The organism is Streptomyces sp. TLI_053, from assembly GCF_900105395.1.
GTDB lineage: Bacteria > Actinomycetota > Actinomycetes > Streptomycetales > Streptomycetaceae > Kitasatospora.
In genome coordinates this window covers 9,328,386-9,342,700 of record NZ_LT629775.1, presented here as the reverse complement: position 1 = coordinate 9,342,700, position 14,315 = coordinate 9,328,386, and the positions used below count along the sequence as shown (strand labels likewise).

At 72.4% G+C, this 14,315-nt stretch carries 12 protein-coding genes; 4 read left to right on the top strand and 8 right to left on the bottom strand.

The genetic code is table 11. The features are described 5' to 3' along the window. Positions 1 to 173: 173 nt before the first annotated feature. Positions 174 to 1,529 (top strand): HEAT repeat domain-containing protein, encoded by a 1,356-nt coding sequence (locus BLU95_RS38790; protein WP_231978115.1) that lies wholly within the window; start codon positions 174 to 176, stop codon positions 1,527 to 1,529. Positions 1,530 to 1,633: 104 nt separating this feature from the next. Here the strand turns inward: BLU95_RS38790 and BLU95_RS43155 are convergent, their stop codons facing one another. Then, positions 1,634 to 1,792: a hypothetical protein gene (locus tag BLU95_RS43155; RefSeq protein ID WP_173862205.1), complete on the bottom strand. Its 159-nt coding sequence runs from the start codon at positions 1,790 to 1,792 to the stop codon at positions 1,634 to 1,636. Positions 1,793 to 1,857: 65 nt separating this feature from the next. Continuing rightward, on the bottom strand, positions 1,858 to 2,682 hold the full coding sequence (locus tag BLU95_RS38785; RefSeq protein WP_107452703.1) for a dienelactone hydrolase family protein: 825 nt from the start codon (positions 2,680 to 2,682) through the stop codon (positions 1,858 to 1,860). A gap of 83 nt (positions 2,683 to 2,765) precedes the next feature. Here BLU95_RS38785 and BLU95_RS38780 point away from each other — a divergent pair, with 83 nt between their 5' ends. Both BLU95_RS38780 and BLU95_RS38775 read left to right on the top strand, forming a co-directional pair. Continuing rightward, positions 2,766 to 3,389: a TetR/AcrR family transcriptional regulator gene (locus BLU95_RS38780; protein WP_093864149.1), complete on the top strand. Its 624-nt coding sequence runs from the start codon at positions 2,766 to 2,768 to the stop codon at positions 3,387 to 3,389. 255 nt (positions 3,390 to 3,644) lie between these two features. Beyond that, a complete protein-coding gene (locus BLU95_RS38775; RefSeq protein ID WP_093864148.1) occupies positions 3,645 to 4,640 on the top strand; it encodes an aldo/keto reductase in 996 nt (331 codons plus the stop codon). Between the two features lie 63 nt (positions 4,641 to 4,703). Here BLU95_RS38775 and BLU95_RS38770 read toward each other — a convergent pair whose 3' ends face one another. Both BLU95_RS38770 and BLU95_RS38765 read right to left on the bottom strand, forming a co-directional pair. Continuing rightward, the gene (locus BLU95_RS38770; RefSeq protein ID WP_093864147.1) at positions 4,704 to 6,005 is read right to left on the bottom strand and encodes a condensation domain-containing protein; all 1,302 of its coding nucleotides are present in this window, start codon (positions 6,003 to 6,005) and stop codon (positions 4,704 to 4,706) included. Further along, entirely contained in the window at positions 6,002 to 6,373 is a 372-nt protein-coding gene (locus BLU95_RS38765; RefSeq protein ID WP_093864146.1) for a phosphopantetheine-binding protein, read from the bottom strand. The genes BLU95_RS38770 and BLU95_RS38765 overlap by 4 nt, the downstream gene beginning before the upstream one ends. A gap of 310 nt (positions 6,374 to 6,683) precedes the next feature. Here BLU95_RS38765 and BLU95_RS38760 point away from each other — a divergent pair, with 310 nt between their 5' ends. Further along, positions 6,684 to 8,516 (top strand): non-ribosomal peptide synthetase, encoded by a 1,833-nt coding sequence (locus BLU95_RS38760; protein ID WP_093864145.1) that lies wholly within the window; start codon positions 6,684 to 6,686, stop codon positions 8,514 to 8,516. Between the two features lie 25 nt (positions 8,517 to 8,541). Here BLU95_RS38760 and BLU95_RS38755 read toward each other — a convergent pair whose 3' ends face one another. The 4 genes from BLU95_RS38755 to BLU95_RS38740 all read right to left on the bottom strand — a co-directional run bounded on the left by BLU95_RS38755 (position 8,542) and on the right by BLU95_RS38740 (position 13,962). Next, complete coding sequence (locus tag BLU95_RS38755) at positions 8,542 to 9,303, bottom strand: hypothetical protein (protein ID WP_093864144.1); 762 nt, start codon at positions 9,301 to 9,303, stop codon at positions 8,542 to 8,544. Beyond that, complete coding sequence (locus tag BLU95_RS38750) at positions 9,290 to 10,525, bottom strand: condensation domain-containing protein (RefSeq protein WP_093864143.1); 1,236 nt, start codon at positions 10,523 to 10,525, stop codon at positions 9,290 to 9,292. The genes BLU95_RS38755 and BLU95_RS38750 overlap by 14 nt, the downstream gene beginning before the upstream one ends. A gap of 106 nt (positions 10,526 to 10,631) precedes the next feature. Next, the gene (locus BLU95_RS38745; protein WP_093864142.1) at positions 10,632 to 11,381 is read right to left on the bottom strand and encodes a thioesterase II family protein; all 750 of its coding nucleotides are present in this window, start codon (positions 11,379 to 11,381) and stop codon (positions 10,632 to 10,634) included. After that, a complete protein-coding gene (locus BLU95_RS38740) occupies positions 11,374 to 13,962 on the bottom strand; it encodes a type I polyketide synthase (protein WP_093864141.1) in 2,589 nt (862 codons plus the stop codon). The genes BLU95_RS38745 and BLU95_RS38740 overlap by 8 nt, the downstream gene beginning before the upstream one ends. Between the last annotated feature and the right edge of the window lie 353 nt (positions 13,963 to 14,315).

The window sequence follows — 14,315 nt, the reverse complement described above, 5'->3', positions numbered from 1 at the left end:
CGCTGGGGCCGCACAGGTGGGGACCGGCGAACGGGTTCCACGAGGTCCGTCCTTCCCTCCCGGTCGGCCGAGCGCCACGTCGCCGGCGAATATGCCTCGGTGCCTACTCGTTGCGTCGGGTAAGTTGCTCACTTCGAACACACCACCAGGGGGAGCCGTTGACGGATTCGTCGTTGGACCTGGCTGGCCGGCTGGTCAGTGCCGTGACCGCCGGGGACACCGATGCGGTGCGGACCTGCCTGGAACAGGGGGCAGCGCCGGACACCTTGGGCCCTGACGGACTGCCTTTGCTCTGCGCCGCTGTGGCCAGGTTCGATCACCTCACCGCCAAGGTTCTGGTCGACGGGGGTGCAGACCAGGACCGCGAGCTGCCGGACGGCAGCACCCCCTTGCTGCGGGCGGTCGACACCGGCTCCCCCACGCTGGTCTCCGCAGTGCTCGGAAACGAACCTCGGCTTCGCCTGCCCGAGGCTTCCCGGCGGGAACTGCTGGACCTGGCCCGGCACTGGCACGAGACGGGGGCGCTCGAAGAACTGCGCAGGCGCACCGGAGCCGTGGAACCGGCGGTCAAGCGTCAGGTCGACGATCCTGACGGTGACAGGATCGACGAGTTCTCCCTCGGCGGGCGCACCGTGCGGGACGGCCACGGGGCCATCCTCACCCACCTCGAGTGGGCGTTCGGTCTGTTCCCGCCTCTCGGTGAAGTGATGGCACGCGCTGTCCCGCACGCGCAGGACGGGGACAGCAACTGGTTCGCAGCTGCCTACTACCTGGGCCGGCGTCGCGGCCCACGCATTTGGTCCGAGCTCGCCTTGCTGCGGCAGCACCCCGATCCCGTATACCGCCGCTTCCTCGCGCATGTCATCCGGTTCCGGAGCTTTTTGGCGACGGTGGACCGCGCACCGGACGTCGCTCAGGATGCCGACTTCCTGGCGTCCTGGGCGCAGGAGGAGCCCGACGGGCAGGTCCTCGCCGCCGTCCTGGACATCTACACCGGCCACAAGCATTCGGATCAGGAGGCCATCGGCCTGCGGTACATCGGCCACCCCGATCCGAGCGTACGCACCGAGGCCGTGTTCTGCGCGAGCCGGGAGCGGGCCGCCCGCAGCGACGCGGCCGCATCGGCGCTGCTCGGCCTCGTCCACGATCCCGAGCCCGAGGTCCGGGCCTCCGTCGCCCTGGCGTTCGGCCAGCAGTTCACTCCTGACAAGCAACTCGATCCGGCGGTCCGGGACGCCCTGCTCGTACTGGTTCGCGACGAGACTCTCCGGGTGCGGCGCTGCGCCGCAGAGTCCCTCTCCGGCTACGCCGACCGGAGTGCCCCCGTCCTGGACGCCTTCCTGGCGCTCCTCGACGAGGAGGACAAGGATGTGCTCCTGGAGGCGGCCTGGGCGCTGGCCTGCCGCGACCACCCGCGGACCGAGGAGGCGTACGAGCGGGTCGGACCGCTCGACGTGTTCTCGGAGCACGACCACCGGACCTCCGAACTCTGGTACTACCTCAGGCGGAAGCAGATCAACCAGGCATGACAGGTTGCCGCCGTACATGTCCTCGGCATTGTTGGCGGTTCCTGGACACCGCCCCGATCGAGCGGTCGTCGGCCGGCCCTCTGCTGCGTGGGTGGTTCGTCTGCTCAGCGGATCTTCGGGGGTGCCTTTTCACGGTGGGCGGCGTGGACGCACCTGACCGCGGTGTGGGTATGGATACCGAAGACGCGGACGAGGTGGACGGGGTCGGCGGTGTGTCGGGCCTCGTCGAGGACCCGGTCGGACCACAGCTGCTCGGGGAGCATGCCGGCCTGGTCGAAGGTGGCTCGCAGGCCGACGGGCCGTCGTGGTCGAGCCGCGGCGCGGCCCGTCAGGCGGTGGTGCGGTCGGGCAGCAGACGGGTGCGCAGGAAGGCGAGGACTTCGTCGCGGGCCCGAACGGTGGGGTGGCCCTCCTCGTCGACGAGGTGTGCGGTGAGCACGCTGTGAGGCGTTCGGACCACGTCGCGGAAGAAGGGCGGTGGCTCGGGGTTCGCGGACTCGCCGGGGAGAACGCGGCCGTCGAAGCGGTCGCCGAGCAGCTGGGTGTAGGCGGCGAAGCGCCGGCCGGTGCACCACTTGTCGGTGTCGAAGCGCAGACCGAGGGCGGTGAGTCCGTCGCGCTCGAACCGCTCGCGGATCGCGGCCGCGTCCTCGGGCGACAGTTCCAGGGCGGCCGGGTCGTCCAGCGGCAACGACGGCTGACCGAGGACCGGGGCTACGACGGCCGGTTCCAGCGTCATGCTCAGCGCGAAGTTGCCGGTGAAGCACATCCCGACCGCGCCGACGCCCGGTCCGCCGCACTCGTCGTGCGCGGTCCTGGCCAGCGCGCGCAGCCACACCGCCACCGGGCTCGTTCCGCCGCCCGCGAACGCCCTGAACTCCGCGCTGACACAAGCACGTTGGACGATCGGCTCGGCCAGCTCGACGGTGAGGTGCGCCCCGTCGACGCCGAAGAGCGAGGGCAGGTAGACGGTGAATCCCGCATCGCGCACCCACCCGGCGAAGCGCAGCACGTCGGGGCTGATGCCCGGCATTTCCGGCATCACGACCACCGCAGGACCGTCCCCCGCCACATAAACGGTCTTCTCGCACCCGGACAGCGTGAGCACGCGTTCCGCGAAGCCGTCCAGCCCGGCACCACCGTCGACAACCATGATCCGCACCCCCACTGTGCGACCGACCGGTCGTACTCATTGCGGGCACACTACACGACCGATCAGTCGCATACCATCGGCGGATGACACCGGACACCCCCGACTCCCCCGCGCCGCGCGCCGACGGCCGCCGCCCCGACGGCCGCCGCGCCCGAGGCGACCGGACCCGGCACGAAGTCGCGCTGCAGGCAGCCCTGTCCGCGACCGTGTACGGGCTGGACGCCCTCACCGTCGGCACGCTCGCCGCCCGCACCGGGCACAGCAAGAGCGGCATCCTCACGGTCTTCGCCAACCGGGAGGCCATCCAGCTCGCCGCCGTCACCGAGGCCCGCGTACTGTACCGGCGGCACGTCGTCGAGCCGTCGTGGCCCGCCGCCCCGGGGCGGCCCCGGCTCCGCGCCCTGCTCGACAACTGGGTCGCCTACCAGCGCGACGGCGTCTTCCCCGGCGGGTGTTTCATCACCACGACCTCGGTCGAGTACGGCCGCCGCGAAGGCCCGGTCGCCGACGCCGTCCGCGACCTCGTCCGCGAGTGGCTGCACCTGCTGGAGTCCGAACTGTCCGCCGCCGGCAGTCGCTTCCCGGCCGACGACGCCTTCCGGATCGACGCCTACCTGCGCGCCGCCAGCACCCGCTACCAGCTCTTCGGCGACGATGCCGATCTGGAGCGTGCCGGGCGCCTGTCCCTGGCCGTGCTCGGCGCCTGACGCCGGCACTCGAACGCGCACGGAGGCGCGCGCGGCAGCGGCGCCTTCCCATGGCGATATCCCGAATTCATTGTGAAGGGATGGGAGGGAACGGAGGGAAACGGGGCGGAGCGGTTTCGCGGTTCCGGACGGCTCCGCGGGAAATGCGGTGGGATTGTCGGCCATCGTCGGCCGGACTCTTGCGGGGAAGTCTTCGGCCTTGCCACCATGAAGTGTTGTTCGTTCCGCCACTGATCCCGTCGTAGGAGGAACATCTTGAAGTACGTCAAGCTGGGCTCTACCGGTATGGACGTGTCGCGGATCTGCCTGGGGGCCCTGAGTTTCGGAACACCCGGCAAAGGCGTCCACGGCTGGACCCTGGACCTCGAACACGCCCGGCCCATGATGCTGCACGCCCTGGAATCCGGGGTGAACTTCGTGGACACCGCGAACGTCTACTCCGCCGGGAGCAGCGAGCGGATCGTCGGTCAGATTCTGCGCGAGTACGGCCGTCGTGACGAGATCGTGCTGACGAGCAAGGTCAACGGCCGGACCCGGCCCGGGCCGAACGGGGTGGGGCTGTCCCGCAAGGCGATCATGACCGAGATCGACAACAGTCTGCGCAGGCTCGGCACCGACCACGTCGACCTCTACCAGATCCACCGTTGGGACCCGGTGACGCCGATCGAGGTCACGATGGAGGCCCTGCACGACGTGGTGAAGGCGGGAAAGGCGCTGCACATCGGCGCGTCCTCGATGTGGGCCTGGCAGTTCGCCAAAGCCCAGTACACCGCCGAGCGAAACGGCTGGACGCGTTTCAGTACCATGCAGAACCACTACAACCTGATCTACCGCGAGGAGGAGCGGGAAATGCTGCCGCTCTGCGAGGACCAGGGTGTCGGCGTCATTCCCTGGAGTCCGCTGGCCAGGGGCCGGCTCGCCCGGAAATGGGACAGTGTCAGTGTCCGGAGCGAGACCGACGAATTCGGAAAAATCCTCTACCGGGACAACGATCGCGAGATCGTCGACCGGCTCGGCCAATTGGCCGCGAAACGTGGAATTCCGATGGCGCAGCTCGCACTGGCGTGGCTGCTCGCCAAGCCGGCGGTCACCTCCCCCATCGTCGGCGCCACGAGGATGAGCCATCTCCAGGACGCCATCGACTCGCTGGACGTGGAACTCGACGCCGACGAGATCGACTTCCTGGAGGAGCCGTACCAGCCGCACGAGGTCTCCGGGCACCCCATCACGGAACTGCCCGGCCAGCACTGAGCGGTCGTCGCGGCGGGGACGGGTGGCGCAGCTGATGCCGTCCGCCCCCGTCGCCACGTCGGCTCAGTGCCGCGGCAGGACCGGTTCGTCCAGGGCCTCGGGGAGCCGGGCCAGCAGATCCGCGAACCGGTCGGTCACGTCCCGGACGGCGTCGGCGCCGAGTTGGTCCCCGCGGTGGGACGCCAGGCCGATCAACCGGCCCGCCAGTTGCACCATGGTCACCGTCAGGCCGAACTTGGCGTAGTCGCTGCGCAGTTCGTCGATCAGTAGCGGTGTCAGCCGCGCCCCGTCCACGACCGCGACATGGTCGTCCAGCAGGTTCATGTTCAGCGTGACGTTCACATACGGGGTGTGCCCGAACCGGCGGGCGGGCTTCAGGTGATGGAGCACGTCGTCGAACTCGACGGCCTGGTGCTCCAGCGCGCCCAGCGCCTCGCCGCGCATCCGCAGCAGCACGTCCAGCACGGTGCTGTCCGCCGTCACGCCGGAGCGCAGCACCGCGGTGTTCAGGCTCGGGCCGAACAGTCCGGCGAACCGGTGGTGGTCGCGGTTCGCCGTCGGGGATCCGAAGGTGACGTCGTCGAGGCCGGTCCACCGGTGCAGGGACACCGCCAGCGCGGTGGCGGCCACCATGAACCAGCTGACGCCGTGCGCGGACTGCACCGCGCGCAGCGTGCCCAGCAGCCCCGCGGGCAGGGGCAGCCGGAACGATCCGTTCGGCTCGGGCCGGTCCGGCGCGGGCAGTGGCGTGTCCGCGGACGCGCCCTTCAGCGCGGACTCCCAGTACGCCAGGTCGGTGTGCCAGGCGGCACTGTCCCGTTGTTCCCGTTGGTGGGCGGCGAATTCGCGGTACTGGACGACCGGTCGCGGCCGGTCCGGGGTCGCGCAGCAGCGGTCGAGTTCGGCGAGCAGGACGGGTATCGACTCCCCGTCGATCACCATGTGGTGCACGCAGAGCAGCAGTACCTGCCGGCCGTCGCCGGACTCGCCCAGGGCGGCGCGCAGCAGTTGTCCGGACTCCAGGTCGAACGGCCGGCGCAGGGCGGCTTCCAGCCATTCCGTCACGCCGTCGGGGATGTCGCAGGTGTCGTCGGAGCCGTGGTCGGCGGTGTCGTCCGGGGCTTCGCCGAGGTCGAGCAGTTCCAGCGGCGGTTGCCAGGGTTCGCACAGCCGCACGGACCACCCGCCGTCCTCCTCGACGAACCGGGTGCGCAGGATCTCGTGCTCGGCCACCAGCCGTCCGAGCGCGGCGCGCAGCCGGTCGGGGTCCAGTCGGCCCGCCACCGACCAGGCGAGCGGCACGTGGTTGCGGACGCCGGGATCGATCTGTTCGGCCAGCCAGATCCGTCGTTGGAACGCGGTCATCTCCAGCGGAACGTCCGTGGAGACGGTGTCCGGGGGGACACTGTCCGTTGAGAGGGCGTCCGTGGGGACGGCGTCCGGGGGAGGGCGTCCGGGGGGACGGCGTCCGGGGACGGCGCCGTGGGCAGTGCCAGGCCCACGACGTGGTCGGTGAACTCGCCCAGCCGGGAGTGCTCGAACAGTGTCCGGACCGGGATCCGCACCCCGAACCGCTCCCCTGCCGCGCGCACCAGGGCACCGGCCGTCACGGACTGCCCGCCCAGCGTGAAGAACGAGTCCTCGGGCCCGATCCCGCCCTTCTTCAGCACCTGTTCCCACACGGCGGCCATCCGGCGCAGTTGGCCGGGCGGAGTGTTCGGCACGGAGTCCATGGGTGGCGTCCCCTCGTCTCGCGGTGTGAGAGACCTGTGCGGGTGATCCGTCCGTTCACCGGCGCGTCCGGCGACCGGTCCTCCGCCGCACGCGGCCCGTACGGGAATCCCGGCCGCGGTGCGGGCCGATGCGGTCGCGCGGGGCGGCTGCCCGTCCTTCGGCCAGGCTACCGCCCCGACCGGGGCGCGACAGCGGCTGAACGATACCTGGCCGGCAGTCGACCACCCCTGACGTTCGACAGGATGACGCGGCCCCGGAGCCGTGATCGGATCGAACCTCTGTGAGCGACCCGACCGCGGGGGGACGAGGATGTCGGACCACGACCTGTTGCACGCCCGGGCTCTCGACGGCGCGCCGCCGACAGCCACGGCGTGGCTCGACCGTGCCGGACAGCCGCTGAGCGGGCGGGAGTTGGCCGAGCGGTCCGGCCGGCTCGCGAGGCGTCTGGTCGACGCGGGAGCCGGACCCGGCACTCGGGTCGCGCTGTTCCTGGAGCGCGGGGCCGACATGGCGGTCGCCGTACTCGGTGTCCTGCGCGCGGGTGCGGCGTTCGTACCGCTCGGCCTGCAGGAACCGGCTCCGCGGCTGGCGCGGATCCTCACGGACTGCGCACCGGCCGCGGTGCTGGTGCACGACGCGACCGCGGCCCGGTTCGGGCACAGCAGCCTCCGCACGCTCGGCGTGAACGACGACCAGGACCAGGACCGGCACCGGCACCGGCACGAGAACGGGGCACGGGAGGTCGGACCGACGACCGTCGCCGCCCCGGGCGACCCCGCCTACGTCCTCTACACCTCCGGGTCGTCCGGCGCTCCCAAAGGTGTGGTGGTCGAGCACCGCAACCTCGCCCCGCACCTGCGATGGCTCGCCGAGCAGTTGCCGCTCGGAGTCGGCGACCGGGTGCTGCAGGTGACGCCCTACACCTTCGACGCCTCGCTCACCGACTTCTTCTGGCCGCTCGCCGCGGGCGCCACGGTGGTCTCGCTCGGCGAGGGCGATCATCAGGACCCGCCGGCCATCGCCACCGCGCTCGTCGAGCACCGGATCACCGCGGTCCGGCTCCCCCCGGCGATGCTGTCGTTGCTGCTCGACGAACCGGAGTTCCGGAAGGCCACCGGCCTGCGGTACCTGATCAGCGGCGGGGACCGGCTGCCGACCCCGGTGGCCCGCCGGATCGTCGAACTGCTGCCCGGGGTGCGGCTGTTCAACCGCTACGGTCCTACCGAGGCGGCCGTGGCGGTCAGTTACCACGAGTTCGACGCCGAGGCCGACACCGGGCCGGACGTGCCGATCGGCCGGGGAGTCACCGGGGCGGAGCTGCACGTGTCGCCGGACGGGGAGCTGCTGATCGGCGGTGCCTGTGTGGCGCGCGGCTACCTCGGCGATGCCGCGCTCACGGAGCGGCGTTTCGTCCGGCTGCCGGGCCTCGGGCGGGTCTTCCGGTCCGGTGACCGGGTCCGGACGGTGCCCACGGGCGCGCTGGAGTTCCTCGGCCGGAACGACGACCAGGTCCAGGTCAACGGACACCGGGTCGAGATCGGGGAGGTGGTGTCCGCCCTGCGCGCGCATCCCGACGTCCGGGACTGCGCGGTCCTGCCCGAGGGTCACGCGCTCGCCGGGTTCGTGGTGGCCGCGCCGGACCGGCGCTCGGCGGACGGGATCCACGCGCACCTGCGGGGTCGGCTGCCGGGCCACATGGTCCCGAACGCGATCGTGTTCGTGGACCGGCTGCCGGTGACCGAGCGGGGGAAGGTCGATCTCGCGGCCCTGCGCGCCCTGCGCGCCGCGCACGTCACGAAGACGGTGGACGGCACGAACGGCACCGCACGCGGCACCGACGGCACCGCACGCGACACGGACAGCACCGCACGCGGCACGGACAGCCCGGCACCCTCCGGGGACGGCGACCCCGTGCGGGAGGTGGTCCGCCGCGTGTGGTCCCAACTCCTCGGCGGGATCGAACTGCGGGAGGAGGACGACTTCTTCGAACGCGGCGGGCATTCGCTGCTCGCGGTCCAGGCGGTCGGCCGGATCCGCAAGGAGCTCGGTCACCGCGTACCCCCGCGGATCATGTTCGAGCGGACCACCCTGGGTGAGTTCACCGCGGAGGTCACGCGGATCGTCGCCGCCGGGGGCCGGTGAGCAGGCGCGGTCGGAGGCCGCACCGTCAGACCTGGAGCACCGTAAGGTCGGCCGGCCCGCCGCCTTCCTCGGAACGACGAGCACCCCGTCCCGGCGCCCGCCCGGGAATGAGGCGGAGATGCTCCGGGCGCACCAGGTCGAACTTCAGCGCCAGCGTCACCACCGTGTCCCGCTTCCACGCCCGGGTCATCCCGCGCGGGGGCGCGCTCCCGAGCTTCTTCACCAGGTAGTCGATGTGGTAGTTGACCGCCGAGCGCCCGAGCGGCACGCCGGCGGCGGACAGCCGGGCCGAGACCTGCGCCGGTGTCGGCACCGCCGCCGCGCCGCAGTCCCGCAGCCGCGGTTCGCACAGGCAGACCAGTACCTGGAAGTACCGGCTCTGCTCGTCGAGCAGCAACGGAAGCGCGCCGCCGTCCGGCTGGACGGTGGCCCCGTGCTCCGGGGCGAAGACGGTGAAGCTGTTGCTCCCGGCCCCCACGGTCAGCGTCACCCGGCTCAGCTCGAAGGGGATCGGCACCCGGGCCCGGCCGGCCCGCACCTTCACGTACTCCCCCGCCCCCTCCAGGTTCTCCACGCAATAGGTGCCCGCCGCGCCGCAGTTCGACATCAGCCAGTAGTCGCCGAACGCGTCGATCCGGCCCGCGGTCAGCGCCCGGTCGGTGCCGACGGTGATCTCCCCGGCCCGCCACCCGAACCGCACGCTGTCCCCCTCGGGCAGTTCCAGCGCCGGTGACCGCCCGTCGAGGCTGATCAGCACCGAGCGGGCGGCGGGCTCAGCCCGCGACACGGCCGGTGTCCGTGAAGGACGCGCCGAGCGCGTCGGCGATCGCGGTCGCGTCGGCGCCGGGCACGATCAGGGGGTCGTGGTCGACGCGCAGGGACAGTCCGGTCCCTTCGTGGACGGCGGTGACGATCACCGGGTCCTCCGTCCGGCGGCCCGGCGGGTACCTGAACCGGCCGGGCGCGCCGTCCAGTACCGGTGCCGGGCGGCGGGTGAGGTCGATCAGGGTCAGCACGAGGTCGAGGTGGCCGGTCCACGGCGCGCGGCTCGCCCTGGCGGCGCGAACGACCTCGTCGAACGGGGTGTCGACGAATTCGAGGTCCTCCCACCAGCTCTCCCGGACGTCCTCGCCCTGCGGGTTGGCCAGCACCGTGTTGATGAAACAGCCGACCACTCCCGCCCCCTCGGGGCTCCCCCAGGTGTAGGCGACCGGCGCGGTGCCCGGTGTCCGGGCCAACGCGGTGTGGCAGGCGGCCAGCAGTGCGGGGAACGGCCGGTCGGTGGCCGGTCCCGGCAGTGCGAAGCGTCGCCAGGCCGTGGCCTGCCCGCCGCGTTCGCCCGGCCCCGTGCCCCACCGGCCGGGCCCGGCGTCGCTCAGCCGGGCGGTCCAGTGCGCCAGCGCCTCCGGCCCGCTGGCCTCGTGCTCGCGCTCCAACTGCCTTTCCACCGCCTCCCGGTAGCGGGAGAGCTCGGCGTCCACCGCGGACTCCGGCACCTCCTCCCCGCTCCGGTAGGCGGACATCAGCCCGTCCAGCACCAGGCCGGTGGACTCGCCGTCGCAGACCAGGTGGTCGAACCCGATCGCGAGCAGGTCCCTCCGCTCGTCCCTGGCCAGGACCACCCGGATCGGTCCGTGCCCGGCGGTCCGGTCGTCCAGCGCCGCCCACGCGGCGGTGTCGGCGTCCGGGGCCGCGGTCTCCCGCACGAGCGGCCCCTCGGGGACCGGACCGATCCGCAGCACCGGCACTCCGTCGAGCGTGTCCACCGCCCCGCGCAGGGCCGGATGCCGCCGCAGGACCGACCGGACGGCCCGCTCCAGTCGGGCGGCCTCCAGCAGGCCGGGCGGGAACTCCAGGAAGACCGGCAGGATCCTGACCCGCTCGTGCGGATCGGCGGACCTGGTGTGGTGGAACCTCCGCTGCGCGCCGGTCAGCGGCATCAGCCCGGCGGCTCGCCGGTGGACGTTCGCGTAGTGCTTGAGGTAGGTCCTGGTGATGCTCCGGTGCACAGCTCTGCCTCCATGGTGTCGTCGTCCCGCAGCCGAGTCCCTGTCGACCAGCCGCGCGGGGCCGTGCCGGCGGGCGGCAGCCCCCGCCGGCACGGCCCCGCCGCTCTCACCTGCTCGTACCGCGCTCGGCCCGGATCAGGTCGGCACGCACCGTGTCGCCGAGCAGCCGGCCGAGCCCGTCGAGGTCGTCCCGGGTGTGGAAGTGGCCTCCCGGCCGCTCGTGCGCGGCGAAGGCCCCGTCGGTGAGGTCCCGCCAGCCGGCCGTCCACTCCGCTCCCTCCGACTCCCCCGCACCGGCCAGGGCGGTGACGGGGCACCGCAGCCGGGGGCCGGGCACGTGCTCGTAGGTCTCCAGCACCTGGAGGTCCGCGCGGTAGCAGGCCAGCGCGGCGGCCAGCAGGTCCCGGTCGGCTCCAGTGCCGGCCGGCAGCGGTCCCCAGCGCCGTTCGATCTCGGCGTGCAGCCCGGGATCGTCCAGCCGGTGCAGCGGCGGGTCCGACACGGACAGCGGCGGCGGCGGACAGGAGGAGACGAACAGCCGGGTCGGCCCGGTGCCCAGGGCCCTGGCCACCTCGAACGCGACGAGCGCGCCGAGGCTGTGGCCGAACAGGGCGAACGGCGGGGTGAACCGCACCTTGGCGAGGACCTCCCGGACGAGCTCCGGCATCGCGGTGAACGCCAGTGCGCCGAGGTTGTGCGCCCGGCCCGGCGGCTGGACGGCCACCAGGCGCAGGCCGGGCGTGTACGCCGCCCAGCGCGCGTACTCCCCCGCCGCGCCGCCCGCGTGCGGGAAGCAGTACAGGGTGGCGACGGCGGTGGCCGGCGCGGGGCGTTCGATCACCCGGATCTCAGTCACCGCGCACCGCCGCGCCGCGCAGCTGCTCCTCGACCAGGGCGGTGAACTCCCGCACCGACGGCGCGTCGTACATCGCCCGCGCCTCCAGCCGTACCGGCAGCAGCAGTTCGAGCCTTCCCACCAGCTCGTTCGCCACCAGCGAGTCCCCGCCGAGGTCGAAGAAACTGTCCTCCGGGTCGACCTCCGGCAGGCCGAGCATCTCGGTGAACAGCATCGACACCGTCCGCTCGGTGTTCGGCCCGGCCTCGGGAACGGACGGGGACGGCTGACCGGTGGGCTCCGCCTCCAGCAGGTAGGGCTGCCGCTGGAACGGGTAGCCGGGCAGGGGCACCCGCCGCACCGGCCCCGTGCGGGCCGCGGCCCAGTCGACGGGCAGCCCGGCGAGCCACAGCTCACCGAGCGCCGCCAGCGGGTCGGTGACCGTGACGACGAGGTGGTCCGGCGTCCACCGCGGGTGCTCCCGCAGCCGTGCGGCCGCGCCCGGGACGCCGAGGTCCAGGAACACCCGGCCCGGGGTGTCCAGCGCGGACCCGATCGCGGCATCGTCCGTGTCCGGCCCCAGCGTGAGGTCCGGGTGGAGACCGAGGGCCTGCCAGTGCCGCACCGCCTCGGCATCGGCCTGCCGCGGCACCAGCAGCGCCACGGCCCGCCCGTCCCTGGCGTGTTCACCGCCGACCAGGCGTTCCGGGGCGCCCCCGAGGAGCACCCGCAGGGCGTCCTGCCGGTCGCGCACCACGGCGAACCGGCGGTACCCGTGCAGCCGTCTGCCGACCTGCAAGGTCCAGGCCACGTCCCGCAGTTCGAGGTCCGGGCGGTCGGCCAGCCGGCCGGCGAGCCGGGCCGTCAGCTCGTCCAGGGCGGCCGGGGTGTGCGCGGACAGCACCAGCACCTGGTGGTCCCCGGTCTTCGCGCGCGGCGGTGGTGCGGGCGGCTGCTCCAGCACGATGTGCGCGTTGTTGCCGCCGAGACCGCGGGCCGTGAGACCGGCCCGCCGCGGCTGCCCGGCGGGCGCCCACGGGGTGGGCTCGGTGGCCACGACGAACGGGCCCGCCGCGAAGTCGATGTCCGGATTGGGCACGGAGTAGTGCAGGCTGGGCGGGACCGTCCCGCGTTCCACGGCGAGCACCGTCTTGACGAACCCGGCGATACCGGCGGCGGCGTCGAGGTGCCCGATGTTGCCCTTCACCGAGCCGAGCAGGCACGGCTCCTCGCGGGGCTGCCCGTCGTCGAACGCCTGGTTCAGCCCGGCGACCTCGATCGGGTCCCCGACCCGGGTGCCGGTGCCGTGCGCCTCGACGTAGGTGACGGACGAGGGGGTGACGCCCGCGGCCCGCTGGGCCGCCCGGACCACCTCGACCTGACCCCGGACTCCCGGCGCGGTGAACCCCGCACGGTCCCTGCCGTCGTTGTTCACCGCGGAACCACGCAGCACGGCATGGATGTGGTCGCCGTCGGCGACGGCCTCGGCCAGCCGCTTCAGCACGGTGATGCCGCACCCCTGACCGCCGACCACCCCGTCCGCGGCGGTGTCGAACGGGCTGCAGACGCCGGACGGCGAGGTGATCCCGCCGACCCGGTAGTTGTCCAGCTCGGCCGGCAGCCGCACCGAACTGCCGCCCGCCAGCGCGAGATCGCACTCCCCGGCGAGCAGGGCACGCGCGGCGAAATGCACCGCGTACAGCGAAGTGGCGCACGCCGCCTGAACGTTGGCGGTCGGCCCGCGCAGCCCCAGCTTGTAGGCGATGCGACTGGCCAGGTAGTCGCCGGTGGTGCCCATCAGAATGTCCCAGGTGGTGATCGACCGGTCCTCCCGCTGTGCGGCCCGCAGGGTCTCCGTGTAGGAGGAGAGGCTGCACCCGGCGTAGACGCCGATCAGGCCCGGGAACCGGTCCGGGTCGTAGCCGGCGCCCTCGATCGCCTCGACCGCGCACTCCAGCAGGACCCGGTGCTGGGGATCGGTGAGCAGGGCCTCGCGCGGGGTGTAGCCGAAGTAGCCGGCGTCGAACCATTCCGGCTCCCGCAGCAGGCCACGTGCGGGCACGTACTCGCGCTTGCCTCCGCCGGGGCCGGGGATGCTCTTCGGGGGGAAGCGGCTGATGCTGTCCACGCCGGACACGAGGTTGTCCCAGAACCGGTCGACGTCGACCGCGTCCGGGAAGCGGCAGGCGAGCCCGATGACGGCGATGTCCGTGTCGCGGACCGCCTCCCGGGCCGTGTCGCGGTCCGAACTGCCATCGGTTGACGGGCCGTTGTCCCACCGATCGGTCGTACCGGCGGTGGCCGCACCGCCCTTCCCCGCACCGTCCTTCGCCGAGCTGCCCGCGGCCGATCCCTCCGCAGGCGATCCGTCGAGGAAGGCGGCGCACGACCGGATCGTGGAGTGGATGAACAGTTCGGGCAAGGTCGGCCGGACACCCGTGCGTTCCGCGATCTGCGCCCGCACCAGTTGCATGAGCATCGAGTACCCGCCGACCTCGAAGAAGTTGTCGAGCACACCGACCTCGTCGAGTTCGAGCACCTCGCACCAGATCTCGGCGAGTATCCGCTCGGTCCGGGTGACCGGCGGTTCGTGGATGCTCATCGCCCCACTCCCCGCCCGCGCCCGTTTTCATGATCAGTGAATATCGCCCAGCGCGAAGAAGTCATCACACCACCCGGTCCGATAAATCCCGTAAACCCTGGAAGCTTTCCCGACGCACTCCGTGGTGATCCACCATATCCGCAAGTCTAAGCACGCCGGCTCCGGCCGGAACAAGCTCCGTCACCGTTTGTCCGCCGTCCCATCACGCATTTGACAATGTCTCATGTGGCATCTCCGGAGCATGAACTCGACGGCGGACCGGAGCAACGGCGGGGCCCATTCGACCGGCCGCTCCGCATTCCCCGCCGGGCGGTGGGCGGCGGAGGACCGGGCACCACGTGAGACACGGTCCT